The following is a 25472-nucleotide window of genomic DNA, read 5'->3' as shown; positions in this document are numbered from 1 at the left end:
CTAGCGGGGTGTCAGCGTGGCGAGCAGCTCATCGATCTCTGCTTTCAACTCGTTGTCTTCAATGCGTTGGGCACTGGTCTTGGCCTGGCGCAGATGCTTGATCGCCTCGTCCGTCTGGTCCAGTTCCACCAGCAGCGTGGCCATGGAAAAGCCGATAGAGGCGATATGGTCATTCGATGGCTTGGCCAAGGCCTTATCCAGCGCTTTCTGGTAGATCACCAGCGCCTCATCACTCTCTTCGGTAAAGTCCGCCAGGGTTTCCCACTGCTCCGGATGGTCTTTATCGGTGTATTCGTTATCGATGCAAATGGCTTCCAGTTCGGCGTAGAGCGCATCGAACGTTTCGCGGTCATCCTTGTGTGCGGCCTTCATCAGCTTCTCGGCCAGCTCATACACCGACTTGTAGATTTTGGTGTTAATCATTGCGTTAAAACATCTCTCTTAATAAAGCCAAAACCGAAGCTTGCACATTCGCGCCCGCATTGGCGTGTGACGCTACACCCTTCTGCCCGCAGTTTAAAGCCAAACGAGCCCGCTGTAAGGTTTCGATTCCAGCGCGCGTAGCCTGCTCACTAAACGGCCCACATGAAGTTCCAGTTTGTGGCCGTCCGGGTCCAGTATATAGAGAGATGCCCCTTCGCTGGTGTTCTCTTTCCATCGGGGTATATGCAATGCCTCCAGCCGTGCGCGGTAGACATCAAAATCGACTTCCTCGATATCGAATGCGATATGGGTGTAGTCCTCTTTCGCGCAGGGCGTATCGATAGAAAGGCAGAGCCATAATTCGCCCGCCGAAAGATAAGCGCCTTTATCCCACTTCACGTGGCCGATGAACCCCAGTACACCTGTGTAAAAATCAAGCGAGCGTTTCAGGTCGCTGACAGCCAGAGTGATATGATTCAGACCAGTGATCATTATTCTGTTCCTGATGTATTCGACTCAAACGACCCTTGATATCGCTTTATTCATTCGTATTCAGTCTATATCTCGAGCCACCATCAAAACTTCATCAGCCGAATAAAGATTCGAAATGGTCGCCACCACCTCAGCGCCCAACGCGCTTCTATACAGTTTTTGAGCATCGTTATCCGCTCTTGTGCTTACTAAAATGCTCTTCGGTACAGAGTTTTTCAAAGCAAGCTGTTCTCTCACCAAAGGCAAGGAATCGGTGATCAACGTTCGGCCTATTCCCCTACCCTGACACTCAGGCCTAACCGCCATCTGTTCGAGCTCCAGCACCGCTTTTGGACGAAATCCGCTTTTTTGAGCCCATACTATATAGCCCAGAATATGGTCATCGCTCAAAGCAACAAAAACCAAATAGCGGGGAAACGCATTTAAATTACACTCGAGCCAATCCAGCGAGTGCTCTTGCCTGGGAAAGGCCGCTTCGTGTACCAGTGCTGCTTTCGCCAGGTCATCGCTTGTCATTAAACGAATGATCAAGTTCTTCTTCTCATCAAACATCACCCCTACCCCGATACGCTAAAACGACGTTTAATGGCGGTTACCAAGTGCTACAGAATTTGCCACCCTATCGCCCTCAGATTACGAAACCGTTAAGTCGGTCAAGAACCTGGAAAAGCCGCAGTGCATTCTGATGCTGCATGCCCTTTTGAGTGGTGAGATCAGAGTAGAGACCAGTGGCTGTCGCGAGCGCCATATCGTCTACTTCAGTACAATGGCCCATTAGGGCTTATACCGCGTCAACATAATGCCCATCGTAATGAGTGAAGAAGATACGAATCGCCATACGCCAAACCCCTCTTTCAAGATGAAGGTCGAGATCAGCGCGGCGAACAACACACTTGTTTCGCGCAAGGCCGACACCATGCCCAGCGGCGCGTACGCCATCGCCCAGATGACGATCCAGTAAGCCCCCACCTGCATACCGCCACCCAAAGCGGCGGGTAACAGATTTTCGCGCGCCACCCGCTTGATGGCCTGAAACTTCCAAATGGACGCGATAAGAAAGGTCAGCAGACCATTACCGATCGTCAGGCACACCGCAAATCCCAGTACCGAATCGGCCTGGCGCGCCCCCAGCCCACCGACCAGCGTATAGGAAGCGATGAACACTCCTGTACCCAGCGCCAGCATTATCGCCCGCGGATTCTGGGTAATGCCGGATGCCTTCTCGAAGGCGAGCGCAATGACGCCCACCGCCAGACAGGCCACCCCCAACAAGGGCAGGAAGTCGAGCACTTCAGCGGCGAAGATGGCCGCGCCGAGCGTCACCAACAGTGGGGCCGAACCCCGGGCAATGGGGTAGACCTGTCCGAAATCACCGTAATGGTAGGCCATCGGCAAGCTGAAATGATACGCCGTATGCAGCAAGATGGCGGTGGCCAGCAGCGGCCAGCTGGCGGGGTCCGGCAGCGCAACGAAGGGAAGCACCAGCAGCGATATCAGACTGCCCAACAGCGTGATCACCGCCATGACGGCGATCCGATCACCACTCACCTTGACGAAGGCATTCCAGCTGGCGTTAAAAAAAGCGGCCAGCAGTACGATTATTGTTATCTCAAGGCTCATGAGTCTTCCTTTGACCGCGTCTTTAGAGTGCCATGTATTAATTTTCAAGATTTACACGATACTGTTGGATCATGACGCGCTAACGACGCTTCAGGCAAGGTTTGATCAAATTTCAATCGTCAAAGTGGCGCGGTGACGTGCCTTTTTACTCAACAAAGGATTGTCATGGCCGCTTCTTTTACCCTTTCCAGTGCGTACAAGGCGTTTCAACTTTTGGGTTCGTTGCTGTTGCTGCTGAGCATGCTCGCAGGTGGGTCGGTTCACGCCGCCGAGCAAAACGAGGCCGGCGTCAACGCCGCCCCGGGTGCCGAAGGCCCTGGCAATGCCCGAATCGAGACCACCCCCTCCCCGCTCAAGGATGAAGAAATTCGCCAGCGAATCAGCGGCATTTTCAGCGAGATCGACGGACTCGGCGCGGTCGAGATCAAGGTGGCACAGGGTATCGTCACGCTTTCCGGCGAAACGGCCAATGAGCGTAAAGCCCAACAGGCGGTCAGCCTGGCCAACCGCTTGACCGATGTAGTCATGGTCGACGATCACATCGACCGCACCCTGGACGTGCAGGACAACGTCGCTACCGCCTACCAAGGCTTGAGGGCCCGGGGCCAGAGCCTGGTGAGGGCGCTGCCACTTTTACTGATCGGCTTGGTGATCTTCGGGCTGGTCGCCTGGTTCGGCGTCTGGTTCTCCAACCGAAAGCGCCTGTGGCAGCGGCTGACCCCCAACCCCTTCGTGGCCGAACTGGTGGCCCAGAGTATCAAGGTCCTTTTTATCGTGCTTGGCTTGATCATGGCGCTGAGCCTGATCGGCGCCGAGACCATCATAGGCACCTTGCTGGGCGGTGCCGGGGTGATCGGTATTGCCATCGGTTTTGCGGTCAAGGACACCATCGAAAACTACATCGCCTCACTCATGCTCAGCATCCGCCAGCCCTTTCAGGCGCGGGACCACGTGGTCATCAACGACCGGGAAGGCATCGTGGTGCGCCTCACCTCCCGCGCCACCATTCTCATGACGTTGGAGGGCAACCAGCTGCGTATTCCCAACGCCGATGTGTTCAAGGGCATCATCCTCAATTATACCCAGAACCCGGAGCGGCGCTTCGCCTTCGAACTGGGGGTGGACGCCAACGACGACCCGCTGGCCGCCATCAAGGTGGGCCTTGATGCCCTAAAGGGGCTAGCGTTCGTGCTAAACGAACCCAAGGCGGTAGGCATTATCAAGAACGTCGGTGATTCCAATATCGTGCTGGAATTTCTGGGGTGGGTCGATCAATCCACCACCGATTTTGGCAAGGCGCGCAGTATCGCTATTCGCGAAACCAAGCATGCACTGGAGAGCCAGGGGTTCAGCCTGCCCGAGCCTATCTATCGTTTATGCTTTACCCCGGAGCTTGAGCGCGCGCTGACGCGGCTATCCCCCGCCTCTAATCAGCCAGCTACCGCCAACGAACCACTATCTTGCCAGCCCACTGCGACCAATGACAAACGTGATGCCAAAGCACGCGCGCAGCAGGTACTCGAAGGCGAGTGCGATGGCGTCTTCGACGCCCGGCCGGATGAAAAGTTGATGAAGAAAGTAGAGCAGGAAATTGCCCAAAATAGCGATGGAACGGACTTGCTCGACAAGCGCTCCGCACGGGAGTAGATCGTTTGGCTCGAGAGTGTCTGCGCGATAAAGCGGCAAGCCGTGATTCGGGTCACATCAAGAGTTCAGGCCGGTTTATTGATAAACTCGATGCCTCTACCCCATGCCCAATGGATGGCTCAATGAACCCGTATAGTGATGAAAAAATTGTCGATTCCTGGGAGAAGAACGCCTCACCCTGGGCCGATGTGATACGCAATGGGCATATCGAAAGCCGCAAGCTGGTCACCAATCAGGCCGTCGTCGAGGCCGTTCTAAGCCGGTCGCCCGAATCCGTGCTCGATATCGGGTGCGGTGAGGGGTGGCTCGTACGTGAACTCGCGCCCCACGTAGCGCACCGGGTGGGGGTCGATGTCGTGCCCGCGCTCATCGAGAAGGCCCAGGCCGCGGGTAATGGGCACTTTCATGCTTCATCCTATGAAGCGATTGCGGCGGGCGCGATCGAGGAGCGCTTCGATGCGGTCGTTTGCAATTTCTCGTTGCTGGGTAAGGAATCGGTCGATGCCCTGTTGCGCGCCGCCCCCGCGCTTCTGACTCCCGGGGGCGTTTTCATCGTACAAACGCTGCATCCCGTGGCGGTCGACGTTATGCCCTACGCCGATGGCTGGCGTGAAGGCTCCTGGGCGGGTTTCGGCGCCGATTTTAGCGACCCGGCGCCCTGGTATTTTAGAACGCTGGAAAGCTGGGTAACGCTATTCTCGGATAATGGCTTTCGGTTACTCGAGATGCGCGAGCCCGTTCACCCGAAGACGCAAAAACCGGCGTCCGTCATTTTCATAGGCGCGGTAGCTCGGGATACCTGATAAGCCAACAGCACACATGGAAAAGATCAAGTGGTCTTCGGATGAGCCTGTCGTGAAAAAATGCATTAGCCATTTCTTGTAAAGAAAAACATCAATCAATACGATAACTGGCTCAAAAAAGATGTTTAAAAAATGGTCAAGCAGTACTGATTTCGAGGACGCGGGTTTGAAAAATGCCATGGGGTTTTTGTGCTTTCTTTTGAGCACACCGGCGCTTGCACAAAATAGCCTTCACTTACCGGACGAGGCTAAAGTCAATGGCGGTAGCTTCTACGTCGGCACGGTATTCGGCGATGAAAACTACACAGACACCGCCAACCTTTCCACCGCCTCCTTCTGGATAATGAAAACGGAAGTGCCGTACCAGCTCTATAAGCAAGTGCAGCCCTGGGCCCTCCAACACGGTTACGCACTGGGCGATGCCTGCAATGGCGCCACCCCTGGCGGTTGCCGGCCGGACGATCGGGATGAAGGCCAGCACCCCGCCGTGAATGTTACCTGGTGGGACGCCATGATGTTTGCCAACGCGTTGAGCGAGCACCAGGGGGTGTCGCCCTACTACCTTACCCTTGAGGGGGAGCCGCTAAAAGCGATACCGGAAAGTGACGACAGCTCCGCTATAAAAAGAGCGCCTGAAGCAGCCGGCTACCGTTTACCGGATATGGTCGAGTGGCATGTCGCTGCAAGAGGCGCTCATGAAGGGCTTGCGGACGGTTCTTACGGCTACCCGCATGCCGGTAGCCCACAACCGGAAGCAGTCGCCAATTTCCCCACACCGGGCGGTTCCGGCTCGGGCACACTGCCCGTAGCCTCCCTGCACTCCAATGCGCTGGGACTTTACGATATGAGCGGTAACGCGGCGGAGTGGATCGACGAAAGAAATCATTACGCCCAGGGAGTGCCCATGTATTACGTTTGCGGTGGCAGTTTTGAGCAAGCCGTAAAAGACGTGTTATCCGGCTGCGACGTGCATTCACCGGAGTTTGGCATGCCCGATATCGGTTTTCGACTGATCAGAGCGGCCAATGATTAAACGGCTGCTTTTCCTGCTGGCGGCGCTTTTTAGCACGCCTGCCCTGGCCTTTTCGCAGATCGAGTTAAGCGAGGGCGTCAACCGTATCGACCTCAACCAAAACGGCCGCTTGGATTACGTCATTGCGTCGGTATATGACAGGAACATGTCCTATAGCAACCATACGCTCACCTTCTTCATTCGCCTGCCCAACGATGAGCTTGGCATCATGCCGGCAGCGGATCGCGATACGTTCACCTGGCTCGACCACCGGATTTTCTCCGGCGCCATCACGGTTCGGGACCACCGCCTTTTCGAGTCCGGCGGCGAGGTTTTCCTGGTCGTCGCCAAAAAACACACCGAGAACGCGGACTTGTTCGGGCCCGGACCTTTTTCGTTCGAGATTTACGGCGTGCGCCAGTTCAGCCAACACCCCGGCACCCCGCTTCATCAATGGTCGCTACTGAAGACGTTTGAATCCGCAAAGCATCACGACTCTTCCGAACAGGCTTTCCAGGAAATCGACGCAGACGCGCTGGAGCACGGTAGCGATTGAGTCGCCTTTCCCTTGCCCCGTTCGTATCTCCTTTTAGGCACTGGAAAGCTTGAGCCCGACAAGACCGGCCACGATCAGCGTCAGACTCACCAGCTTGAGCGTGCCGGTAGGCTCACCGAACAAGAAGATACCCAGCAGCGCCGTGCCCACCGCCCCGATACCCACCCAGATAGCGTAGGCGGTACCCACGGGCAGGGTTTTAAGCGCCAGGCCCAGCAGTAGAAAGCTCACCACCAGCGAGAACAGGGTCCATACGGTGGGCCAAAGCTTCGTAAAGCCCTCCGAGTACTTCAACCCAATGGCCCAGCCCACCTCCAAAAGCCCCGCGATAAACAGAATGATCCAACTCATGCACGTCTCTCAAACGCTGGGGCCGTCCCCTAACGAAAATCGAGCGGTGAGGCCGTCCCCACTTCGCCGTGGTTACTTATTCACTTTTCAAAACCTGCCGGGAGAGAAACAGCGTCTACCCACTACCCCAGTACGGGCCTGAAAAAGCTGCGCTCGTAGCTAACGATGCAATCGACTTGCGCGGCAAACTCAAACGCCTTGATGCACTCCGGGTCGTTCAGCGAGTCGATCCGATACTGCTCGTAAGCCGCCAGGCTTTCGAAGGTGAACAGGGCCAGCGCAATGTTATTGGCCCCTTCCGCCGGCAAGTAATAACCGTTGTGTTGGCCGCCAAATTTCTCGACCAGCGGGATCCACATTCTGGCGTACTTTTCGAATTCATCGACCTTTTTGGGATCGATGACGTACTTCACGTGGCAAGTGATCATCGTGACACAACCTTGTCATTGAATGGTTTTCGAGTGGCCATACGTTACAGCTCGTTTTTCGAACGCAACATCTCCCTCAGCGCTCACCATGCTATCGTCTATCTCGAACGAGCGGTGACCGCCTCAGGTTCGCCAACAAGTATTCAAAGGATAGAGAATGAACATCGACAAGACACTGCTGCTAGCCATGTTCCTCCTTTTACCAGGTATGGGCCTGGCGCAAGACGCCCCCGCCACGTCGCAATGGGAAACGGAAGAGCACCATGACGACGAGCTGGATTTACACTTCGTCGTGCTCAAAACCCATGCCATTGGGCTCGCGGTGCCCACGGTGGTTTTTCGCTGCTTCGAGGACACTACCGTTGCCTACTTCAACCTGTTCGATCAGGACGAAAGCGGTACCTACGAATACGACGACGTGACGCTACAGCTGGACGACCACGAACCCGAGACCTACGCGATGGAAGCCATCGATGACGGCCACGCGGTAGGCTTTTGGGAAAGTGAAGACGCCACTGCCTTCATTGAAAGCCTGTTCGGTACGCAAACGCTGAGCATGACCGTCACCCCGACCGAGGGCGAGCCCATCGCGATGGACTTCAATGTCGAAGGTATCGAAACGATGATTGGTCCGGTGCGCGATACCTGTGGGTGGTAATGAAAGGCACAACCGCTAGGCGATAGCGCTCAAAACGGTTTCGATATCGGCAAGCGGATGCGCGACGCCTTCGACGACGGCGGTCGCTCTGGCCGGGTCCACCTCGATGAGGTACTCCCGGTCGCCCTCCGGGTAGCGCGCAAGCATCATGATGATTCGCCCGTTCCCCTCGGTGACCCGGCGCAGATCCCACCGGCTGCCCGAGAGATCGAGCACGGCCTTCTGCGTGGCGCATTCCACCACGACCGGCGAGTAGACCCAGAGCGACATACGCATTTCATGGGGGGTAGTGATCACTTCGTATTGGCCGCCCAGAATATATTCGTTTTCTTGCATTCATCCTCCCCATCTGTTTCTTGTGCCGCCTGCCGCCCGTAAATCAGCGGCGTGCCCCCTGGTGAGTTACCCTTTCACACTTTGAACATCGAATGGCGGCTTTTCCGTTATACTGCACCACTTTTTTATTTTCGCCCCCTTACGACACATCGTCAGAGCTTCCCATGCCCTTTGCAAAACTCGGCTTATCCAGCCCGCTGGTTCAAGCGATTACCGAACTAGGCTACCAAACGCCCACGCCCATTCAGGAACAAGCGATCCCCGCCATTCTCTCGGGTAAAGACCTGATCGCCACCGCCCAGACCGGCACCGGTAAAACCGGCGCCTTCGTGCTGCCGCTGCTTGAACGGTTCAGCAACGCGGGACCACTTCGCGGCAAACGTATACGCGCGCTGATTCTGGTGCCGACCCGGGAGCTTGCGATTCAGGTCGAAGCCAACGTGGCGCAATACGCCAGGCACCTGGCTTTAACATCCATGGCCGTGTACGGCGGGGTGGATACCGCCCCGCAAAAAGAGCGCTTGATCGAAGGGGTCGATATTCTGGTCGCAACGCCTGGCCGGCTGCTGGATTTAGCGCATCAGCGTGCCGTGCACTTCGATGAACTCGAAGCGCTGGTACTGGACGAAGCGGACCGAATGGTCGACATGGGCTTTGTCGATGACATTCACAAGATCATCGTCCGCCTGCCGGAAAACCGCCAGAACCTGCTGTTTTCCGCCACCATGAACGGTGATGTGCGGGCGCTGGCCTACGGCTTTTCCGACAGCAAGATGACCGACCTGGCGGCAGATATCTCCATTACGCCCAGCGTCCGCGCCGCCGCCAATATCAAGCAGTGGCTCATCACGGTCGATAAGGACACCAAGTCTGCCTTGCTGAGCCATTTGATCAACGAGAACGCGTGGGATCAGGCGCTGATTTTCGTCGAGAAAAAACACAGCGCGGCCAAGCTGGTGGCCCAGCTGGAAAAACGCGGCATCAAGGCGGATTCCATTCACGGCGGGCGAAGCCAGGCGATGCGCGAAAGCGTGTTGGCGCAGTTCAAATCCGGCGAGCTCAAGTACCTGGTCGCTACCGGGGTGGCCGCGCGGGGGTTGGATATCGATGAGCTGAGCCGCGTGGTGAACTACGATTTACCGTTTCAGCCCGAAGACTACATCCACCGCATTGGCCGCACCGGCCGGGCAAGCGCCTCGGGTGAAGCCATCTCGCTGGTCGACATAAGCGACTTCAAGAATCTTTGCGCCATCGAAAAACGCTTGAACGCGGTGATCGAGCGCAAGGAAATCGAAGGCTTCCCGGTTCACAAAGCCGTCCCCGCTTCCAACTTGAACCACGTCAAAAAAAGCAAAAGCAAACGCTAACGCGTCACGAAGAAGCTCACCTCGTAAGCGCTAGAAGGTGAGCTTCGCTAGACGGATGAAAACGCATCCAATAGCTCGGCATTGGTGGGATATTTCTCCAACAGCGTAAGCAGCTTCTGCGCGCCTTCGACTGGCTTGAGCGGGGTCAACGCGCGACGCAATGTGCGTACTTTTTCGATGTCTTTTGCATCGATCAATAGCTCTTCCCGACGGGTACTGCTTTTGGCGATATCGATCGCCGGGAAAATCCGCTGGCTGGCCACGTCGCGCGATAACACCAGCTCCATATTGCCCGTGCCCTTGAACTCCTCGAAAATCACCTGATCCATCCGGCTGCCCGTATCCACCAGCACGGTGGCCAGAATCGTGAGCGACCCACCGTTTTCGATCTTTCGCGCCGCGCCAAACAGTTTGCGCGGTATTTCCATCGCGCGGCTATCCAGCCCGCCGGACATGGTGCGGCCATTGCCCCGCTGCTCGGCATTATGCACGCGGGAAAGCCGCGTTAATGAGTCGATCACGATCATCACATCGTGGCCTTCGCCGGCTTGCTTGCGCGCTGTTGCCAAGAGCTGATCGGCCATTTGCACATGATGAGTGTAGCTTTCGTCCGACGACGAGGCATGAACCTCGGCCGTGACGCTGCGCTTGAAGTCCGTTACCTCCTCCGGGCGCTCATCGATCAGCAAGGCGTACAGCTTGATGTTTGGGTGCGCCTCGGTCACAGCCTGGCAGATATGCTTGAGCATCGTCGTTTTGCCAGAGCCTGGCGGTGCGACGATCAAGCCGCGCTGTCCCATGCCGATGGGCGTGATCAAATCCATCGCGCGTATGGTTCGCTCACTGGAACCCGCTTCTAAATCAATGCGGGGGGAAGGATGGATGGCGACGCCGTTGAGAAAGCGTTTTTCGGGGTCATTGGGGAATTGGTCTTCTGCTTTGACAGCGGGCTCGGCGTCTACTTGCCTTTTTACCTTCAAGCCTAATGTTTTTCTCGTCATAAGATCGATGAATCGCCTTGGGTAGTTTGAATGTTGGAATAATGGTAATGCTTTGGGAATGATATAGATCTTATAGCACTATCAGTCATGGCAGGATGTGATGCCTTCTGAGCAAACAAAATGGAGGCAAAGCCGCAATGTAGTAGGCGTAGCCGTGACTAGTCTTATCAGGGCTATTGCGATACAGTTGTACGGAGTTTCCGTACGTAATGGTGGAATTATGGATATCATCAGTGTAAACAAGTTCAGAGACAACCTGAAAAGCCTTGTCGAACAGGTTGTTAACAACCATGAACCTCTCAAGGTGACCCGACGCGCCGGAGAGGCTTTCGTCATTATGAGTGCTGAAGACTGGGAAAGAGAACAGGAAACCCTGCATGTTCTTCAAAACCGCGACCTGATGCAGCAGATTGCGACCTCTCTCGATACTCACAGCCGTGGTCAAGGATACACACCGAATGATGAGCAGATGAATGAGATCACTGGTATTTGAGGGCAGCACCTGGGAAGCCTATGAAACGATGCGAGAGAAAGACAAGAATCTGCACAAAGCGCTCTGCAAATTGCTGAAAGAAATGCTCCGCTCCGACGACCCATCCACTGGAATAGGAAAACCTGAACCGCTGAAACACAATTTATCAGGCCTATGGTCACGGCGCATCTCACAGAAAGACAGGCTCATATACCGATTCGATGACACCTCCATATACGTTTTTGCCATTGGAGGGCATTACGATCAGCTCTGACGCCCGGCTCACGCGCCAGTTTGGAGCCGCGAAACGGCGGAAAATCGGTCGCTGTGCAGCTGATTGTTAAATCTTCACCCTGAAAGATATTCAAATACAGCGGAAGTAGCTTCATTTTTGATATATCTAGACCTGACTTCGCCTACATAGTATGCCCGCTGAATAGTTTCTTCTGTTGCATTAAGGACATCTTTGATCGTATTTAGCGACAAGTCCTTCAACGAAATTATGAGCCACTCTGGAAGATCGAGAAAATCTACCGGCTTTTCTAATTGTTCACTCAATGCTGAACTGATTGTCTGATCATCGAAGTCTTCTAATTTAGTCACTAGCGATGAATACTCTGGATAATTAGCCCCGTATTCCGTCATTCTCTTTACTGTAAGGCTCTTTACAATGGCAGTTCCTGTCGAGGCTGGAGTATTTTCAAGCGATAGCAAGCACCCCAAGTTAACGCTATATCGAGAACCGATGCCGCTTCTTGTAGCTTTTACGGCATCAGAGTGCAGCGAAATTATCCCTGTGTAACAAAGCAATCCAAGCGCCTTCTTTATCCGGGCGGGGGCATCTCTATGAATCCAAAAAAAACGTGATGTTTTTTTATCATCCTCTAAGTATGAGTCATTTTTCTCTTTCATTTCGGGCAGCACAGTCTCTTCGACGAAATCTCTCCCCCAATTAATGAACGCAACGAAACCAGAATACTTATCCGATAATAAAGAGTGCTCTTCCCATATGTCGCTCTTGTAGAACTCCTTTATTACAGCATTAACCTCTCGAGAGGAAACTGATGGAGTCTTAATCAAAGTTTTCAATAGAACCCTAGGGTTTCCATTAGCCGCATATGCTAGCAGGGAGAAATTACTACTGTTCTGTGCGATTTTCCCGAGGAGTCGACTGTCAGCCTGCTTCTCTACCATATTCCTCATATTTTCAACATATCCGACGCTAGTAATATCCCTTTCAAGGTTGATAAAGGTTGCGTCATGAGTCGGCTGAAAATAGTCACCAAACGATGTGACTCCTGGATAAACTGCTGCGTTACAATTTATATATGGGCTATTGATATCACGATACAAACCGAAAAACTGACGCTGCTGAGCGGGCCTAAGTATATGAGCCGCTTCATCAATGAAAAAATTAACAGCTTCTATTTCTGCCTCTTCGCAAATATCCTCTACAGCCTCTTTGAAGTCATCTATTGAGGGCAAAAACTGAGTGTCAATATCGTTTGCTTGGCCAGGTTTCCACGAATTCTCGAACTCATCCACTAATCGAGTCAGGTATTCTTCTTCATTGTCTTCTCCATTTGACAAAATAGTATTTGGAAGAATGAAACCAGATTTTTTAAGGCTTCTGATAAATGACGAACAAAGCTTTGCCAACATCCATTGATAGAACTGGCTTTCATCTGTTAGTTGCAGTACAGCGCCTTGAGTAAAAGACACATATACAGGAAGTACGCATTTTTTGGCCAGCTCTTGCTTGAGTTCAGCTTCAGCGACCCTTAACAGGAAAGATTTCCCCACTCCACGGCTACCCACTAGTATCATGGGTGAATCACTTTTCAACCGTTCAATTATCGCTCGATCCTCCTTTGTTTCTACAAAATATTCTAGAATCTTCGTGGGCTTAATCGTTTCGGTACGGATCTTAAAATCTGACATAATCTTGCTTCCCTCAATCAGTAAATAGAAGGTTAAATTCTTCTATTCCACCTAGTTCTTCTTTCGCCATATCTTCAATTCTAGCAATATTGTTTTTGTCAATATCTTTAGAGAACCTCATGAACAGAAGAAATAACGTTATAAACTTACATGTCCCCATGAAATCAATCCACTTACCCACCAAAGATAAATTAAACTCTATATTTTTCGGCAGCTCTTCGATCTTGTTAAAGTTGCCGTGTATGAATTCAGAGGATTCTCTAAAGTTTCGATGCAATGGTAATTAAGTGCTCCCCTTCAACTTCTACCTCTGAGTAAAAAGCTCTTATAAATACTTTAAATAATATACCATTCTCTTTGTCCACTAACGCGCCCCATGAAATATCTCGCAGACCAAGTTTCCAATGGCGCAAATGTAGCTCGTTAGTCGATAGGTAGATAAAGCGAAAGATTTGCTCCAAAAAGTAGCGTTGCGCTATGAATGCATATCTATATTGGCCGCCTACAACAGCTTGAAAACCCAATTCGAATTCTTGAACGGCACTAATCAGAGTGGTTCTATCCGTTTTATCGCTGAGCAGTTCAAGCCATACATTTAGGTCTTCTGAAAACTGAAACAGCTCAGTTAGAGTAGTGCCATATTCTGAAGCGAATGATTCGTCGATCACGCTGCCGATTTTACGGTTCAGGTTGGTGAAATGCTCTTTACTGTAATTTTCCATTGAAATTAGGCCCTACTATATCTTGAGTAGCTCGGGGATTTAACGCCAAGCTCACGCGCCGGTTAGGAGCCGCCAAACGGAGGAAAACCGGTCGCTGTGTAGCCCTTGGTTAGCCTCGAGATTGATCATCCAGATTCTGCTCGTAAGTTTCAGCTTCTTCATTGGCAATTCCTGTAAACCGATAGATACGTTTCGAAACGCGCCTGTTCTCTCCCGATAGACCCAAGGAGCCTGTGCGAGTTTCCGCATTAACATTCAATCCAGCGGAACCTTTGCCACTATTATCGTAATACTCTTCAATCTCAACTTCGGTTGCGTTTTCGATTCTTTTAGCAATGGCTAGTTCCTGAGCTACGCGAGCCTGATGCTGAGAGTAATCCATCTTTATTTGTTGCTTTGCAGCTTCCTCTCGCAACGAATCAAGGTTTTTCTCTGACGCATCATTCATTGACTTTGATGATGCCTCTACATTATCGATGATGAGACCGACAAGTGGCCCTCCTGCGATTCTTGCCGCTACTTTCCATGCATCTGCCATCTAATTTCCTCTCTCTTTTAACAGCAAGTACCTACTGTTCGTGGGCAACTCGGCCAGCTAACGCCGCCAGCATGCGCGGCTTTGTAGTGGAGGCGCAGCCGCAACGAAAAAGCCGTCGCCGTGCCTGGCCTTGTTAAGGACTGTATTGATATTCGTTCTGCAAGTCAGCGAGACTGACGACATGAAGCCTCACGTTGGCGTCGTATCTAGAACTATACTTCTTGAGCCTTTCTTCTACCTGCTTCAAGTCAACTTCGGGATTATCAACCACCGCTACAAAGTGAAGAACAAACTCCTTCGAATCTATTCCCTTAAGGTGCCCCTTCATAACCTCTGACTCAAGCAGAACCTTGTCGATTCTCGAGGGGTTCACATGCTCATTGCGGAATAGCTTTATCTCAGCAGCGTGGATCGTATCGCCATCAAGCGCCAAACCATCAAAGATGATTTTTCTATGGGTGGGCGTTTCAAATCGAACGTCTGTCTTGAAGTCTAGGTTGAGGTCTTTTGAAAGCTTATTGATAGCCAATCTTTCGGCCAAGAAAACATTCGCCATCAACATCGAGTGGCGTTCTTTATTAAAAGAGGTTCTCTGACCTTGATCAGCCTGATTTTCAGAATCCTGAGTGTTTTCCGACTGCGTTTCCTCAGCGGTCTCCTCAAACTCCTCTCTGTATTTCTCTTCTCTTTCTTCCGCAGTCGCTCTGCCAAACGATTTCAGAAAGTTGTCCTCATTTTTATAATCTGAAGGGGCGTATAGAACCTTGTGGTTGAAATTCAGAGTCAGGAAGAATACGCCAACCAAGAAAACAGGAAAAAGCATCAGAAACCAGACGTAGAGGCTCTGGTTATCAGGCTCGATGAATGGCAAAACAGTAGTGCCGCTAATCTCCGCGATAGCTGCGAAAATGGCTATTACGGTAAGTGGATTTTTTATATGTCCAATTTTTTCTACCAAGCTTGACCTCTTCAATCCTTAACAGGGATTATATGCCCAGCCACATAACATCAATAAACGCGCCAGCACATTCATTGATGTTATACAGCCTACAAAAATAATCGTAACCAGCTGTTTTATATATTTTCTCAAAAATTTTGGGCAACATATTCATTATTCGCGTGCCCGCTCGTTTTGCTCATTTCAATCATACTCTATTCACAAATTTATCTTAGGTCACGTGGTAATTTAGTGACATCGGTCAGCAATAGGTCGTAGGTCTGCATGAAATTCAGGTAGGTGATGTTTTGGGAGGGATGACGGGGGATTAGCTTGAGGCAATTTTATGGCGGTAAGTGAGGTCTGTGGCGGTATCGAGGCAGCTATCGCTGCCTTCGCGGGTGCCTCATTGGCTCGTGCCTCGCCAAATCGTTACGCCGCGCTACGGGGTGATGATTACTGAGGCGGAATCTTTCGCGTGCTGAAGCGCCCTCCCACAAGACCTTAGCAGTGTGCAGTTGCGGGAGGCGCTGGTTGCTTAGTCTTTCAACACGTATTTTAGCGTTTCCACAACCTGCTCGGTGGTGGTGCACCAGGCCTGCGCCCCCGCATCCACTTCCTTCAGCGGGTGAACGATCTCCTCAGCGTGCAAGGTGATGTAGGGCTTGGCGAGTGCGGAGCAGTAACCCGCATCAAACGCGGCGTTCCACTGCTTGTACTTGTCGCCGAAGCGCACCACGACCAAATCCGCCTGCTCGATCAGCGTACGGGTGCGGATGGCGTTGACTTTCGATGATTGGTGATCGCGCCAGAAGCCGTTTTCGGGCTTGCCCAGGTGGTCACCGGCGGCATCAGAAGCGCCGTGATCGGTGACTGGAGCGGTGAAGACGATGTCCAGGCCGGCGGCGTCGGCGCCGCGCTGAATCTCGTCGCGCCAGTCGGTGTGAATCTCGCCGGAGAGGTAGACGTAAAAGCTCATGGGTGCTCCTTTATAGGGTTCGGGAAGGGGCTTTATTTTATGGAAAAACCTTCCACATTCATACCCAAGGAGGGGGCCGGTGGCTCACTACTACTCTGCCCTGCCCAGGAGCTTCGCGATGGCGGTGGGGTTATTGGGAAAATAGAGGTGAAGGTAGGTGGCCGTTAGCCCGCGCTCGCGGTAGATGGGCTCGCCCGGAGCCGGGTGGCGTTGGCGCTGGGCCGCCGCCACGGGCGTGGGCGCGCCTTCCACCCGAGAGCGGTGGTGGGCGTGGCCGCGAATCTCACCTTCGGGAAGCACGGCGGTCTGCATGCCCTGGCAGCCGCCCCTGTCACGCATGATGCCGTGGCCGGGCAGCAGGCCGAGCATGGGCTGGGGTGGCTGCTCGAGGCCCGCCAGCGTTTGCAGGCAATAGAGCATGCCGCCGCACTCGGCGAGTATGGGACGGTCCTGCTCGAAAAAGCGCTTTACGTCCGCCTTGAGCGTCGTATTAGCGGCCAAACGCATGGTGTGAAGCTCCGGGTAGCCGCCGGGCAGCCACAGGGCGTCGCACTCGGGCAGGTGGGCGTCAGTCAGCGGTGAGAAAAAGCGAAGCGAAGCGCCCAGTTGCGTCAGCGCCTCCAGGTTGGCCTGATAAATGAAGCTGAAGGCGGCGTCCCGGGCGATGCCGATGGTGCGCCCGGCAAGTGCTGCCGGGGGCTCGGTGCCCGCGTGAATGGGCGCGCTGAACGCTACCGGGGGCTGGGCGAGTAGCGCCTGAGCGAGGCCGCTTTCGGCGACGGCGCGGGCCCCGGCTTCGAGTCGCTGCTCCATGTCAGACCCGTTTTCGTCCGGCTGTACCAGCCCCAGGTGGCGCTCGGGTAGCTGCAGGGCGGCATCACGCGGTATGGCGGCCAGTAGCGGCGTGGCGGGTGAAAGCGCGTGCTCGATCAACTCCCGGTGGCGCTGGCTGTTGCAGTGGTTGGCGATCAGCCCGGCGAAGCGGATGTCGTCGCGGGCACTGGCAAGCCCCGCCATCAGCGCGCCTGCGGTCTGCGCCATGCCTTTTACGTCCATCACCACCGCCAGGGGAATATCGAACAGCGCCGCCAGGTCGGCACTCGAAGGCTCGCCGTCGAATAGTCCCATCACGCCCTCGATCAGGATAAGATCCGCCTCGAGCGCGGCGTCGTAGAGCCGCTGGCGGCACTCGGCCTCGCCCATCATCCAGAGGTCGAGCTGCTCCGCCGGGCGGCGCGCGGCCTGAGCAAGAATCTGCGGGTCCAGGTAGTCCGGGCCGGTCTTGAACACCCGCACTACCTTGCCCTGGTTCACCACTTGGCGCGCCAGGGCGGCGGTCAGGGTGGTCTTGCCCTGGCCTGACGCCGGGGCGGCGATCAGCACCGCCGGGCAGACAGCGGTACCCATCAGTACTCGATGCCCGCTTGCGCCTTCACGCCGGCGCGAAAGGCGTGGCGCTCGTCCTCCACGTGGCTGATGGTATCGGCTATCGCCTGAAGCGGGGTGGCCATGGTGCGCCCGGTGATGATCACGTTCTGATGGGCGGGCCGGCGCTTGAGCGCCTCGACCACCGGCGCCACGTCAAGGTAGCCATACTTGAACATGTAGCTCATCTCGTCGAGCACGATCAACTCAAAATCCGGGTTCTCCAGAAGCCCCCGGGCGATACCCCAGGCGGCTTCGGCGGCCTGGATGTCCCGGGTACGGTCCTGGGTTTCCCAGGTGAAGCCGTGGCCCATGATGTGCCAGTCAAGCCGGGGATGCTCACGAAAGAACAGATACTCGCCGGTTTCAAGGCGGCCCTTGATGAACTGGATGACCGCACAGCGCTGGCCGTGGCCGAGGGAGCGGGCCATGGTGCCGAAGGCAGAGCTGCTCTTGCCCTTGCCGTTGCCCTTCAACAGAATCAAGACACCGCGCTCGTCCGCGGCCTGGGCGATCCGTGCGTCCACCACGGCCTTCTTGCGCTGCATACGGTTGGCGTGCGCGTCATCCCTCATGGCGTCTCCTTGGCTTGCTGCTCTGGTTGGTAGGCCCCCCGCGCGGCATGTACACCGGCGCCCCGTCGATTTCGGCCACGCTCAGGCGCTGGCGGTAAAGCCGCTCCAGGGCGTCCAGGTTCAACACGTCACTGCACCGCCCGGCCAATGTCTGTCCGTCGGGATACAAGAGCAGCACGTGGCTGCACCAGCGCGCGGCCAGGTTGAGATCATGCAGACACATCATCACCGCCTTGCCCCGGCGGGCCTCGTCGCTCAAAAGCGCCATGACTGCGCTTTGGTGATGCAGGTCCAGGTGGTTGGTGGGCTCATCGGCAAGCCACACGCCAGGGTTCTGGGTGAGCACGGTGGCCAGCGCCACGCGCTGGCGCTCCCCGCCGGAAAGCGTGGTGACCAGGCGGCTTTCAAGTGCGCTTAAATCCAGCGCGGCCAGGGCCGCGTTCAGGCGTTCGATATCCTGAGCGCTTTCGCGCTGCCAAAGCGAGAGATACGGGTGGCGGCCCATCATCACGGTTTCATGCACCGTGGCGGGAAAGCCGTCCATGCGCTCCTGAAACACCAGCCCCAGGTGCTGGGCCACATGACGCCGCCTGAGCGAACCCAGCGCCGCACCGTCCAGGCAGACGCTGCCGCGGCGCGGCGCGTTCAGCCCGGCAAGCGTGTGCAACAGCGTGGTCTTGCCCGCTCCATTGGGGCCAAGCACGCCCCACACCTGGCCGGGTTCCAGGCTTAGAGTGATGGGCTGTGCGCTTTCCCGGCCGGGGATATTCAGCACCAGCGCTTCGGCGCTTAGCGTGCTCATGAGCGGCTCCGGTAAAGAAGTGCCAGGAAGGTGGGCACGCCGAGAAGAGCCGTGATCACCCCGACGGGCAGCTGCTCCGGGGCGATCAGCGTACGTGCCAGGGTATCCGCCAGCACCAGGAGCGTGCCGCCGGCCAGCGCGCAGGCGGGCAGAATGCGGCGCTGGTCGTTACCCAGTACCAGGCGCAGCATGTGCGGCACCACCAGGCCCACGAAGCCGATGCTGCCGGCGGTGGTCACGGCCACCGCGGTCAAGAGACTCGCCAGCAGATAGATGCCCCACTCCAACGGGCGTACGTCGACCCCCAGCGCGGCGGCCTGCTGAGGCCCCCGGGCCAGCACGTTCAGGCTGCGCCCCAAGGGCAGCAAAAGTACGCAAGTGGCCAACAGTAAAAGCAGCGGCAGCCAGGGCGTTCGTGCGTAGGAGAGATCCCCCATCAGCCAGTAAAGCATTCCCGGCAGGCGCTCGGCCGGGCTCATGGCCAGCATCAGGGTGATCAGCGCCCCCCAGCCCGAGGCCACCACCACGCCAGTGAGCAGCAGCCGCGCCGGCGTCCAGCCGCCGCGGCCCTGGGCCAGGCCAAACACCAACAGTGTGGAAACGAGCGCCCCGACAAAGGCAGAGCCGGTGGCCAGCAAGCCGCTGATACCGACCAGCATCGCGCCAAGCGCGCCAATGCTCGCCCCGCCGGAAAGCCCCAGCACGTAAGGGTCGGCCAGGGGGTTGCGCAACAGGACCTGCATCAGCGCCCCGGCCACGGCCAGAAGCCCGCCCACGGCAAAGGCGGACAGTGTACGGGGCAGGCGCAATTCCAGCACCAGGGTGCGCGCGAGCGCGTCTCCCCCGCCAACGGCCACCTGCCAGAGATCCTCAAGACCCAGCGCCGCGCTGCCGCTGGCCAGCGAAAGGCCGAGCGCCGCCAGGGCCAGCGCGACCAGCGCAGCGGGCCAGGCTTTCAGGCGGCTGTCGTTCACGGCGGCATTCCGGCGCGCGCAGTGGCCAGGTGCTCGCAAACAAGCCGCGTGCCCTCCACCAGGCGTGGCGTGGGCCGCTGAATCAACGAGGGCGGTACGAAGTAGAGCTGGTGGTTGGCTACCGCATCAAGACCTGGGTATTGCTCCCAATGGGTGAGCCAGTGGCGGTTCTCCTCGCCCATGCCCCCGGCGATGATGACCGCCGGGTTCGCGGCCAGCACCGCTTCGTCATCCAGACGCGGCACCAGCCGGGGCTGGTCGCCGAAGACGTTGCGCCCGCCGCAAAGACGCACCACCTGGCCGATCAGGTGCTCGTCGCTTACGCTCATCAGCGGCGCATCCCACACCTGGTAGAAGGTATCCACCGGACGCGCCTGGGCGTACTGCGCCTGCAGGGCGGCCATCTCGTCTCGAAAGGCCCGGGCTACGTCATCGCCCTCGCGCTGCGTGCCGGACAGCACCGCCAGGCGCTCGATGGCGCTGGCCACCCCTTCCACGCTTCGCGGCTCGATATAGAACACCGCCATGCCCAGCGCCTCCAGGGTCTCGAGCTGCTCCGCGGGATTGCCGGTCACCCAGCCGATGACCAGATCCGGCGCCAGCGCCACCAAGGCCTCAAGATCCAGCCGGGTGTGGCTGCCTACCGAGGTAACGTTCTGCGCCTGCGGCGGGTAGTCGCTGTAAGAGACCACCGCGATCACGTGCTCGCCAGCGCCGGCGGCGTAGGTAAGTTCGGTGGCGCCGGGTGAAAGCGTGGCGATACGTCGGGCGGCATCATCAAGGCACACCTTGCGCTCAAGGTCGTCAAGCGCGCAGACACTTGCCGCCTGGGCACCGGCGCTGATGCCCAGCGCCAGTGCCCCGCCCAGCAAGGCCCTACTGACCAAAGTGAACACTCAAGAACCCGGCCCGGCCAGCGTTGACGTAGTCGGCCCCGTCAAAGGAGCGTGTAGTCACGTAGTCCTGGTCCAGCGCGTTCTCGAGCGTTGCCCGCACACTCCAGAGCGGCGCGAACGCCCACCCGGCGCGCAGGTTCACAAGCCCGTAACCGCTGAGCCGGTCCTGGTTCTGGGCGTCCCGGTAGCGATGATTCTGCGCCACCCACGAGCCCCCCACGGACCATTCGCCAAGCTCCCGGTCGACATCCAGACGCAGGCTCTGGCTGGCACGGTTCTGCAGCCGGTTGCCGGTGGCGCGGTTTTCCGGGTCGGTGTAGGTGAGCGCGGCGGCCAACGTCCAGTCATCAAGCTCCACACCGCTTGCAAGCTCGGCGCCGCGAACGCGTGAGGTGGGTACATTGAACTGCACGCCCTGGCCGGCAATCAGGTTGTCGATATCGGTCTGGTAAAGGGCGGCGTCCCAGAACCAGCGGGCGTACTGCCCGCGCGCACCCACTTCCACGGTGTCGGAAGTTTCCGACTCGAGATCCGGGTTGCCAAAGCCCGGGTAGTAAAGCTGGTTGTAAGTGGGCGCGTTGAACGCGGTGCCGTAGCTTGCGCGCAGGGTGTGATGAGCGTTCACATCGAAGCCAACGCCTACGCTTCCGGTCACCTCGTCACCGTAGCTTTCGTTGCTGTCAAAGCGGGCGCTGGCCTGCAGCGTGAACGGTGCAAAGTCGAAAAGCGCCTGGGTAAACACGGCCTTGTTGTCGCGGCTGGTTTCATCGTACTCGACGGTACTGTCGACCTTGTCTTCGCTGTACTCGGCGCCAGCGATGAACTCATGGGCGCCGGCGTTGAAGGTGTTTTCAAGACGCGCGGTACGAATCTTGGTATTGAAGGTGGAGTCACCGAACTCGGTAAAATCGTCGCTCTCGTCCCGGGCCTCGGAAAGCGTCACTCGCGCGCGCCAGTCATCACGAACGGGAATCTCGCCGTACACGCCGGCCACCTGCTGCACGAAGTCGTTCTCGCCGCCGTCGTACTCGTTGTTGCCCCGGGCACGCAGCGCCAGCACCCCGGTCTCCGCGCCGTTTTCAAAGGTGTGCGAGACCCGGGCGAGTGCGGTGGTGTTATCAAACCCCTTGTCGTCGCCGTCACGGCGCACGGGCTGGCCATCGGTATTGAAGTGGCTGGCGGCAAAGCTGTAGCGGGTGCCGCCCTCGGCTCCGCTGAGACCAGCGCTGGCACGGGCCGTGCCGAAGGAGCCGCCACCGAAGGAAAGCCTTGGCTGTGGGCCTTCGTCATCATTCTGGTGGGTAAATAACTGAACCACGCCGCCGATGGCATCCGCCCCGTACAGGCTGCCTTTTGGGCCGCGCACGATCTCGGCGCGCTCGAACATGCGCGGGTCCAGGTAAGACCACGCCGCCCCACCGCTGGTGGCCGAACGCAGACGAATGCCGTCGATCAACAAGACGTTCTGGGCGCTTCCGGTGCCGCGAATGAAGACACTGCTGTTCTTGCCGAAGCTGCCGTTGCTGGAAACGTCCACGCCGGGCTGGCCGCGCAAGAGGTCTGTTACGCTTACCGGGTCCTGACGGCGGAAAGTGGCCTCATCGAGCACGGTGACCGAGGACAGGCTTTGATCGGCGGTGCGCGGGGCAAGCGTCGCGGTCACGACGACCGGGTTGAGCGCCTGTTGACCGGCAGCGCTGTTCGAGGGGGTCGTCGCCTGAGCATGAACGGCCAGCGGCAAGGCGGCCAGCGCAAACGTGGCCAGCCGGGCAGAAGATAGCGTGTATGACATGGAAGGTCCCTTGCGGGCTGTACTCACCCGTACAGCCTGTTTTTATGGCCGGACGGAGAATGGGCAAGGGGAAATAGCGGAGTCGAGTACCCCGTATCAGCCCTGAGTACGCCCTCCGCGTGCCGACAGGTAGTGGTTTCTGAAACCGTGACTCCTGGGCCGGTCTCCGGGCTGACGAGTAAAAAGGCAGGGCCTTCTACAAACGGCGCCTTCCCATGTCGTGGCGTGACTCAAGGCATGAAGCCCGAGAAATACACCGTGACACAGTGGCGTAATGGCCGTTCTTGACTCGATTACCGTTGCGGGGGCAGCGCTGGAATGGACACCAGCTTCCCGTTTAACTGACGGTTCAACGTCAGCACCTAGAAGAGGGCGTAAACTAGCAAGTTGGTCTTACAAGGTCAATGACACTCGGCAAGCGCCTGGGTCAGGCCGTGACGCACGTACCAGACGCGCTCGGCGCGCTTGGCAGCGTCCTGGCTGAGCCAGCCGTTCAGATCGCGAAGACGTCGGTCCTCGCGCGCCATCGGCACAAGGCCCCGGCCGACTTCGTTCATGATGAACACAAGCGTCGAGTTGCACGCCAAGGCGGCCTGGCAAAGGGCATCGATATCCGCGTCCCACTGGGCGCGCAGGCGGTCGTTGTCGGCCTCGCGGGCGCCGTTTCGAGCTACCCAGTTTAAAAAGCCATTGATCACCAGCGGTTTATCGGGAACCAGAATGGAGTGGCAGTCAGACAGGCGCTGGCCGGGGGCAAGCGTCCACCACGCGGCGTGTTGAAAGCGCTGCTTTACGACGTCTCGTTTTCCAGCGCGGGCACCGCCGATGAAAAGCTGCATTGCCACTCCCCTCTTTTAGCGCAGTAGGTTAACGTCAGGCGTCTTCCCGTGGCCTGTGACACGGTAGCCTCCCAGAAGGAAACGGTCTCGAATCGCCGTCGCAGCTCGCGAATGACACCGCCGTGAGTCACCGCCAGTACACGGCGGTGGCCGTGGGCACGGGCGTTACCAGCCACCTCTTCAAGCCAGGCGTCCAGACGGTCACGCAGGTCCTGAGCCGATTCGCCGCCGGGGATTCTAAGCTCTCCGACGCTATCAATCCAGGCCCGGTAATGAGGCTGGTCCTTCAGATCGTCGTATACCTTGCCTTCATACTCGCCAAAGTCAAGCTCCCTGAGCCGAATCTCCTGATAAACCAGCGATTTATCGACGTCGGGCTGTATCCAGTCAAGGGTCTGCCGACACCGGGTCAGATCACTTGAGTAGATGGCGTCGAAGGTCTCTTCCTTGAGCGCCTGATAAAGCGCATCGAGTCCCGCTTGTGCGTCGGGCAACAGCAGCTCGATATCGCGCTGGCCCTGGTAGCGCCGTTCAAGGTTCCAGGCGGTTATGCCGTGGCGAACCACCACCAGCTCCACATCAAGATCATAAGCCAAAGCTCTACTCCTTCTATCAAGGCACCCGCCATGTCGCCATTGATGCCTTTGAAAATGTGCAGCATCCTGGCGCGATACAGCACGCTGAATGAAAGTGCCGCCACCAGCCACAGGGCCAAGGCGGGATAAAAAAGCCCCACCGCCAGAAGCGGCACAAGCGAGAGGCACACATCGCGCAGGCTCAGCGAGCGCTTGAAGTTGAATGCCATGCCCGTCTGCTGGGCACAGGGGCTCAAGGCCAGAAACGCCCCGCCGGCAAAACGGCCAATGGCCGGAAGGATCAAGAGCCAGACAAGCGGCGCCTGGAAACGCACCAGCGCCCAGAGCAGTACCGCCTTCCAGGCCAGCAGGAAAAAAAGCGCCAGAAGCCCAAAGCTGCCCACCTGGGGGTCTTTCATGATGGCAAGGCGCCGCTCGAGCGACTGATTGCTGCCCAGCGCATCCGCCAGATCCATGACGCCGTCCAGATGAAGCCCGCCGCTCAGCCCGACCCACAGGCTCAAGAGTACCAGTGCGGTGACGGGGGCAGGCATGGACATCTGACCCAACAGCAGCGCGGCAAGGGTGAGCACGGCGCCGATGACAAGCCCCACCACCGGGTAGGTGCGAAGCGCCCAGCGCCGCGTGTGTGCATTCCAGGGACACTGCAAGGGCAACGGCACGCGGGTGAGAAACTGAAACGCCAGCACGGCGCCGAACAGAGCATTTTTCACGACAGGGACCCTTGGGTTTTCCACTCGATACCGCACCCGGCGACCACTTCGATGACCGAGTCCGCTTCGCGGGCAAGTTGTCGGTGAAGGTCTTGCAGAAAACCGACAAAGCGCCGGACGCCCGGATCATCGGGCAGCAACGCTTCGTTGATATCGTTGGAAACCACCACCAGGTAAAGACCGCGGGCGCGGGCGTCGTTCAGAAGCGCTGCCAACTGCCTTGTCCCTTCGCCTTCGCTCAAGCCGGCGCTGAAAAGCAGCTGGCTTGCCCAAAGCGTCAAGCAGTCTATCAGCACGGCCTCGCCGTCCGGGATACGGGCCAGCGCCTGCGCCAGGCTCACCGGTGCCTCCAGGGTTATCCAACGGCTGTCCCGCCGGGCCTGATGGCGCGCCACCCGCTCCCGCATTTCGCCGTCGCCTGCGTTTGACGTGGCCACGTAATAACACCACCCTCGCGCCGCTTCGAGAGTGAGGCCCTCGGCCAGCCGGGATTTTCCTGAACGTGCGCCGCCGCTGACGAAGACGATCATCAGGCAGCGGCTTGCATATTCATGGTGCGATCAACAGAGCCCTCTTG

31 protein-coding genes and 1 riboswitch are annotated in these 25472 nt (G+C 57.1%); of the genes, 8 read left to right on the top strand and 23 right to left on the bottom strand.

What is annotated here, in order from left to right; all coding sequences use genetic code 11:
* The 4 genes from ACWF8S_RS06615 to ACWF8S_RS06600 all read right to left on the bottom strand — a co-directional run bounded on the left by ACWF8S_RS06615 (window position 1) and on the right by ACWF8S_RS06600 (window position 2535).
* Window positions 1-423, bottom strand: coding sequence for a tetratricopeptide repeat protein (locus tag ACWF8S_RS06615; RefSeq protein WP_447556053.1), 423 nt, complete (start codon window positions 421-423; stop codon window positions 1-3).
* Between the two features lie 93 nt (window positions 424-516).
* The gene (gene fos / locus ACWF8S_RS06610) at window positions 517-915 is read right to left on the bottom strand and encodes a fosfomycin resistance glutathione transferase (protein ID WP_447556052.1); all 399 of its coding nucleotides are present in this window, start codon (window positions 913-915) and stop codon (window positions 517-519) included.
* A 60-nt stretch (window positions 916-975) separates the two neighbouring features.
* Window positions 976-1467: a GNAT family N-acetyltransferase gene (locus ACWF8S_RS06605; RefSeq protein WP_447556051.1), complete on the bottom strand. Its 492-nt coding sequence runs from the start codon at window positions 1465-1467 to the stop codon at window positions 976-978.
* Window positions 1468-1689: 222 nt separating this feature from the next.
* The gene (locus tag ACWF8S_RS06600; RefSeq protein ID WP_447556050.1) at window positions 1690-2535 is read right to left on the bottom strand and encodes an EamA family transporter; all 846 of its coding nucleotides are present in this window, start codon (window positions 2533-2535) and stop codon (window positions 1690-1692) included.
* Between the two features lie 165 nt (window positions 2536-2700).
* On the opposite strand from ACWF8S_RS06600, the gene ACWF8S_RS06595 reads away from it, so the two are divergent.
* The 4 genes from ACWF8S_RS06595 to ACWF8S_RS06580 all read left to right on the top strand — a co-directional run bounded on the left by ACWF8S_RS06595 (window position 2701) and on the right by ACWF8S_RS06580 (window position 6553).
* Entirely contained in the window at window positions 2701-4182 is a 1482-nt protein-coding gene (locus tag ACWF8S_RS06595; protein WP_447556049.1) for a mechanosensitive ion channel domain-containing protein, read from the top strand.
* Between the two features lie 122 nt (window positions 4183-4304).
* The gene (locus tag ACWF8S_RS06590; protein WP_447556048.1) at window positions 4305-4985 is read left to right on the top strand and encodes a class I SAM-dependent methyltransferase; all 681 of its coding nucleotides are present in this window, start codon (window positions 4305-4307) and stop codon (window positions 4983-4985) included.
* Window positions 4986-5151: 166 nt separating this feature from the next.
* A complete protein-coding gene (locus tag ACWF8S_RS06585; RefSeq protein WP_447556047.1) occupies window positions 5152-6018 on the top strand; it encodes an SUMF1/EgtB/PvdO family nonheme iron enzyme in 867 nt (288 codons plus the stop codon).
* On the top strand, window positions 6011-6553 hold the full coding sequence (locus ACWF8S_RS06580; RefSeq protein ID WP_447556046.1) for a carbapenem self-resistance protein CarG family protein: 543 nt from the start codon (window positions 6011-6013) through the stop codon (window positions 6551-6553). Before ACWF8S_RS06585 ends, ACWF8S_RS06580 begins: the two co-directional genes overlap by 8 nt.
* A 33-nt stretch (window positions 6554-6586) precedes the next feature.
* Here ACWF8S_RS06580 and sugE read toward each other — a convergent pair whose 3' ends face one another.
* Together sugE and ACWF8S_RS06570 are read right to left on the bottom strand one after the other, a co-directional pair.
* On the bottom strand, window positions 6587-6904 hold the full coding sequence (gene sugE, locus ACWF8S_RS06575) for a quaternary ammonium compound efflux SMR transporter SugE (RefSeq protein ID WP_447556045.1): 318 nt from the start codon (window positions 6902-6904) through the stop codon (window positions 6587-6589).
* Between the two features lie 122 nt (window positions 6905-7026).
* Window positions 7027-7332 carry an NIPSNAP family protein gene (locus ACWF8S_RS06570; protein ID WP_447556044.1) on the bottom strand — a complete coding sequence of 102 codons (306 nt, stop codon included), beginning with the start codon at window positions 7330-7332 and terminating at the stop codon, window positions 7027-7029.
* Between the two features lie 157 nt (window positions 7333-7489).
* On the opposite strand from ACWF8S_RS06570, the gene ACWF8S_RS06565 reads away from it, so the two are divergent.
* The gene (locus ACWF8S_RS06565; protein ID WP_447556043.1) at window positions 7490-7990 is read left to right on the top strand and encodes a hypothetical protein; all 501 of its coding nucleotides are present in this window, start codon (window positions 7490-7492) and stop codon (window positions 7988-7990) included.
* A gap of 15 nt (window positions 7991-8005) precedes the next feature.
* On the opposite strand, the gene ACWF8S_RS06560 is transcribed toward ACWF8S_RS06565, so the two are convergent.
* Entirely contained in the window at window positions 8006-8326 is a 321-nt protein-coding gene (locus ACWF8S_RS06560; protein ID WP_447556042.1) for a hypothetical protein, read from the bottom strand.
* A 164-nt stretch (window positions 8327-8490) separates the two neighbouring features.
* On the opposite strand from ACWF8S_RS06560, the gene ACWF8S_RS06555 reads away from it, so the two are divergent.
* Entirely contained in the window at window positions 8491-9693 is a 1203-nt protein-coding gene (locus ACWF8S_RS06555; RefSeq protein ID WP_447556041.1) for a DEAD/DEAH box helicase, read from the top strand.
* A gap of 47 nt (window positions 9694-9740) precedes the next feature.
* Here ACWF8S_RS06555 and rho read toward each other — a convergent pair whose 3' ends face one another.
* The gene (rho, locus tag ACWF8S_RS06550) at window positions 9741-10694 is read right to left on the bottom strand and encodes a transcription termination factor Rho (protein ID WP_447556040.1); all 954 of its coding nucleotides are present in this window, start codon (window positions 10692-10694) and stop codon (window positions 9741-9743) included.
* Window positions 10695-10914: 220 nt separating this feature from the next.
* On the opposite strand from rho, the gene ACWF8S_RS06545 reads away from it, so the two are divergent.
* Window positions 10915-11187: a type II toxin-antitoxin system Phd/YefM family antitoxin gene (locus ACWF8S_RS06545; protein WP_447556039.1), complete on the top strand. Its 273-nt coding sequence runs from the start codon at window positions 10915-10917 to the stop codon at window positions 11185-11187.
* Window positions 11168-11440 carry a Txe/YoeB family addiction module toxin gene (locus tag ACWF8S_RS06540; RefSeq protein ID WP_447556038.1) on the top strand — a complete coding sequence of 91 codons (273 nt, stop codon included), beginning with the start codon at window positions 11168-11170 and terminating at the stop codon, window positions 11438-11440. Before ACWF8S_RS06545 ends, ACWF8S_RS06540 begins: the two co-directional genes overlap by 20 nt.
* 74 nt (window positions 11441-11514) lie before the next feature.
* Here the strand turns inward: ACWF8S_RS06540 and ACWF8S_RS06535 are convergent, their stop codons facing one another.
* The 15 genes from ACWF8S_RS06535 to ACWF8S_RS06465 form a co-directional block, all read right to left on the bottom strand.
* Entirely contained in the window at window positions 11515-13107 is a 1593-nt protein-coding gene (locus ACWF8S_RS06535) for an ORC-CDC6 family AAA ATPase (protein WP_447556037.1), read from the bottom strand.
* A 260-nt stretch (window positions 13108-13367) separates the two neighbouring features.
* Window positions 13368-13829: a hypothetical protein gene (locus tag ACWF8S_RS06530; RefSeq protein ID WP_447556036.1), complete on the bottom strand. Its 462-nt coding sequence runs from the start codon at window positions 13827-13829 to the stop codon at window positions 13368-13370.
* Between the two features lie 109 nt (window positions 13830-13938).
* Complete coding sequence (locus tag ACWF8S_RS06525; protein ID WP_447556035.1) at window positions 13939-14367, bottom strand: hypothetical protein; 429 nt, start codon at window positions 14365-14367, stop codon at window positions 13939-13941.
* 133 nt (window positions 14368-14500) lie between these two features.
* Complete coding sequence (locus ACWF8S_RS06520; RefSeq protein WP_447556034.1) at window positions 14501-15325, bottom strand: hypothetical protein; 825 nt, start codon at window positions 15323-15325, stop codon at window positions 14501-14503.
* A gap of 517 nt (window positions 15326-15842) precedes the next feature.
* Window positions 15843-16283 (bottom strand): YtoQ family protein, encoded by a 441-nt coding sequence (locus ACWF8S_RS06515; RefSeq protein WP_447556033.1) that lies wholly within the window; start codon window positions 16281-16283, stop codon window positions 15843-15845.
* 90 nt (window positions 16284-16373) lie between these two features.
* Window positions 16374-17690 carry a cobyrinate a,c-diamide synthase gene (locus ACWF8S_RS06510; RefSeq protein ID WP_447556032.1) on the bottom strand — a complete coding sequence of 439 codons (1317 nt, stop codon included), beginning with the start codon at window positions 17688-17690 and terminating at the stop codon, window positions 16374-16376.
* Window positions 17690-18283, bottom strand: coding sequence for a cob(I)yrinic acid a,c-diamide adenosyltransferase (cobO, locus tag ACWF8S_RS06505; protein ID WP_447556031.1), 594 nt, complete (start codon window positions 18281-18283; stop codon window positions 17690-17692). The genes ACWF8S_RS06510 and cobO overlap by 1 nt, the downstream gene beginning before the upstream one ends.
* Window positions 18273-19085, bottom strand: a complete 813-nt coding sequence (locus tag ACWF8S_RS06500) for an ABC transporter ATP-binding protein (RefSeq protein WP_447556030.1) — start codon at window positions 19083-19085, stop codon at window positions 18273-18275. Before ACWF8S_RS06500 ends, cobO begins: the two co-directional genes overlap by 11 nt.
* Window positions 19082-20059, bottom strand: a complete 978-nt coding sequence (locus ACWF8S_RS06495) for a FecCD family ABC transporter permease (protein ID WP_447556029.1) — start codon at window positions 20057-20059, stop codon at window positions 19082-19084. Before ACWF8S_RS06495 ends, ACWF8S_RS06500 begins: the two co-directional genes overlap by 4 nt.
* Window positions 20056-20955: a cobalamin-binding protein gene (locus ACWF8S_RS06490; RefSeq protein ID WP_447556027.1), complete on the bottom strand. Its 900-nt coding sequence runs from the start codon at window positions 20953-20955 to the stop codon at window positions 20056-20058. Before ACWF8S_RS06490 ends, ACWF8S_RS06495 begins: the two co-directional genes overlap by 4 nt.
* Window positions 20936-22747, bottom strand: a complete 1812-nt coding sequence (locus tag ACWF8S_RS06485) for a TonB-dependent receptor domain-containing protein (RefSeq protein WP_447556026.1) — start codon at window positions 22745-22747, stop codon at window positions 20936-20938. Before ACWF8S_RS06485 ends, ACWF8S_RS06490 begins: the two co-directional genes overlap by 20 nt.
* A 140-nt stretch (window positions 22748-22887) precedes the next feature.
* Window positions 22888-23128, bottom strand: a riboswitch (cobalamin riboswitch).
* Between the two features lie 20 nt (window positions 23129-23148).
* Window positions 23149-23586 (bottom strand): bifunctional adenosylcobinamide kinase/adenosylcobinamide-phosphate guanylyltransferase, encoded by a 438-nt coding sequence (locus tag ACWF8S_RS06480; RefSeq protein ID WP_447556025.1) that lies wholly within the window; start codon window positions 23584-23586, stop codon window positions 23149-23151.
* Window positions 23538-24182, bottom strand: a complete 645-nt coding sequence (locus ACWF8S_RS06475) for a histidine phosphatase family protein (RefSeq protein WP_447556024.1) — start codon at window positions 24180-24182, stop codon at window positions 23538-23540. Before ACWF8S_RS06475 ends, ACWF8S_RS06480 begins: the two co-directional genes overlap by 49 nt.
* Window positions 24134-24895: an adenosylcobinamide-GDP ribazoletransferase gene (gene cobS / locus ACWF8S_RS06470; RefSeq protein ID WP_447556023.1), complete on the bottom strand. Its 762-nt coding sequence runs from the start codon at window positions 24893-24895 to the stop codon at window positions 24134-24136. Before cobS ends, ACWF8S_RS06475 begins: the two co-directional genes overlap by 49 nt.
* On the bottom strand, window positions 24892-25425 hold the full coding sequence (locus ACWF8S_RS06465; protein ID WP_447556022.1) for a bifunctional adenosylcobinamide kinase/adenosylcobinamide-phosphate guanylyltransferase: 534 nt from the start codon (window positions 25423-25425) through the stop codon (window positions 24892-24894). Before ACWF8S_RS06465 ends, cobS begins: the two co-directional genes overlap by 4 nt.
* Between the last annotated feature and the right edge of the window lie 47 nt (window positions 25426-25472).

Source organism: Vreelandella xerophytica (assembly GCF_968048975.1).
Note: the sequence above shows the minus strand (reverse complement) of the source record. Positions and strands in the feature narration are given on the sequence as shown.